Below are 1,692 nucleotides of genomic sequence, written 5' to 3' on the forward strand. Positions count from 1 at the left end.
AGTTCCAACCCATCCATTGGGCCCGGCATGTGAATGTCCGTGAAAAGCACGTGGATCGAGGTGCCGAACTGCTCCAAAGAGCGTATCGCCTCAATGGCGTTGCCTGCCTCAAAAACTCGCCACCCGAGATCTTCCAGGAACATGGCCACGGGAATGCGGATCAATGCCTCGTCATCAACCACAAGCACTGTTTTCTGGTGATATGTAACGCTCTGGCCCATACACAACAAAAGAACTTGGTACGATACCGTTCCAAGTTAGGCTGCGCCTTTTCCTCGCGCGCGCCCTCAGAGCCCTGGCGACGCGGGAATGAATGTCTTATCTGTGGATCTTAGGAATTTCTGCTTCAATCGACGATGGAATGGAGGCGACTCTTACTCAGCTTCGACGACGGCCTCGTGGAAGGGTACCTTCAAGAGGAATTTGCCCTCTTCGTCAAAGATTTCGAAAGCCCGAGAAGAGACGTCTTTCCCCTGGCGAATGGCGTCACTCATGGTCTCACGTGCGCTCGCGATCGCCTCTTCCCGCGCAGCCTCGAGATCGGCCAGTTCGCTGCCTTCATAGTCTCGTACGACCACGTCGCCGCGCGCGATATTGAAGAAGAACATCGGCATATAAAACACTTTCTGTCCGGTAACGTTTGGTCGGGAAGCCAAGTTCCTGTGTGGAAGCGCCACCTCGCTAGCTGAGAACGGCACTGCCATTTCCGTGACGAAAATCCGTAATCAGACGCTTGTATTCTCTTTCCGGTACGCCGTAGCAGCCGCCGGCGACCTCGATTAAGCCTTCGCGATCACGAATATGTACGTTGCTCCGCGTCGACTTTATCAGGAGCAATCCTTCCAGCTTGTGAAGCTCGTCAGTCACCCCTGAGCGCCTGACGCCGAGCATCAGCGCTAAGAATTTGTGGGTAAGATAAAGATCGTTCCCTTCGCTTCGGTCATGGCACATGAGCAGCCAGCGTGCGAGACGGGCAATGACACCATACCGTCCAGCAGCTAAGGCGGAGTGCTCGACCTGGATCTCGAAGGCCTGGATATAGCGAAACATAAGGGCCCTGAGGGAAGGGCTTTCCTCCATCGCGACGGCAAGCTCCGAAGACTTGAGACGAAAGCCATGTCCTGCCACCTGCATGAAGGTACGGTTTGGCGTGCGGTTCACACCCAGGACGACGGAACGACCGGACATCCCCTCCCACCCCACATGGCCGACTTCGATCTCTTGGCCGTCGGGGCTGCTGGCAACGATGGAGCCAATCCCGCTCTCGAGAAAATACACATATGCAATGAGGGTATCGGTGGGGACGAGCACATCTCTCAGCTTCAGCTCCACGGGCTCGAGATGCGGCATGAGACGTGCCAAGTCGCTAGGCCTTAATGCATTCAGCAGGCCATTCTTAAAGAATAACTTAGGTTCAGCCGACAATACTTCGGTGGACAAAGCACACGCCTTTAACAGGCAAATGGCTTCCACCACTCGCGGATAATAACAGCGTACGCTTCTCCCCGCAATAATCATACACGTAATAAAATTTCGTACGTTTTCGTACCGTACGGTTCCGGACATTTCTTAAATCAATGGTTCGTCATCTTGTAATTTTTGACGATCCCTCGCTACCTATAAAATAGGAGTATTTGCCGGGCGGCAGGGAAATGAACAGGCGCATTGTGGTCCATCGCCACGGAGATATCT

The 1,692-nt window shown here is 53.9% G+C and carries 3 protein-coding genes; all 3 read right to left on the reverse strand.

Annotated elements, in window-relative coordinates; translation table 11 throughout:
- Positions 1 to 188, reverse strand: a 188-nt coding sequence (locus tag FKM97_RS26115) for a response regulator (protein WP_170241160.1), incomplete at its 3' end; no start/stop codon positions are given.
- A gap of 186 nt (positions 189 to 374) precedes the next feature.
- A complete protein-coding gene (locus tag FKM97_RS26120) occupies positions 375 to 614 on the reverse strand; it encodes a DUF6894 family protein (protein WP_144295395.1) in 240 nt (79 codons plus the stop codon).
- Between the two features lie 67 nt (positions 615 to 681).
- Positions 682 to 1,362, reverse strand: a complete 681-nt coding sequence (locus FKM97_RS26125; protein WP_246105281.1) for a Crp/Fnr family transcriptional regulator — start codon at positions 1,360 to 1,362, stop codon at positions 682 to 684.
- Positions 1,363 to 1,692: the final 330 nt, after the last annotated feature.

Origin of the sequence: Rhodoligotrophos appendicifer (assembly GCF_007474605.1) — a bacterium.
GTDB classification, from domain to species: Bacteria; Pseudomonadota; Alphaproteobacteria; order Rhizobiales; family Im1; genus Rhodoligotrophos; species Rhodoligotrophos appendicifer.

Coding starts and splice junctions, on each gene's coding strand:
- FKM97_RS26120 (WP_144295395.1), bottom strand. CDS start 614: ATGCCGATGTTCTTCTTCAATATCGCGCGCGGCGACGTGGTCGTACGA.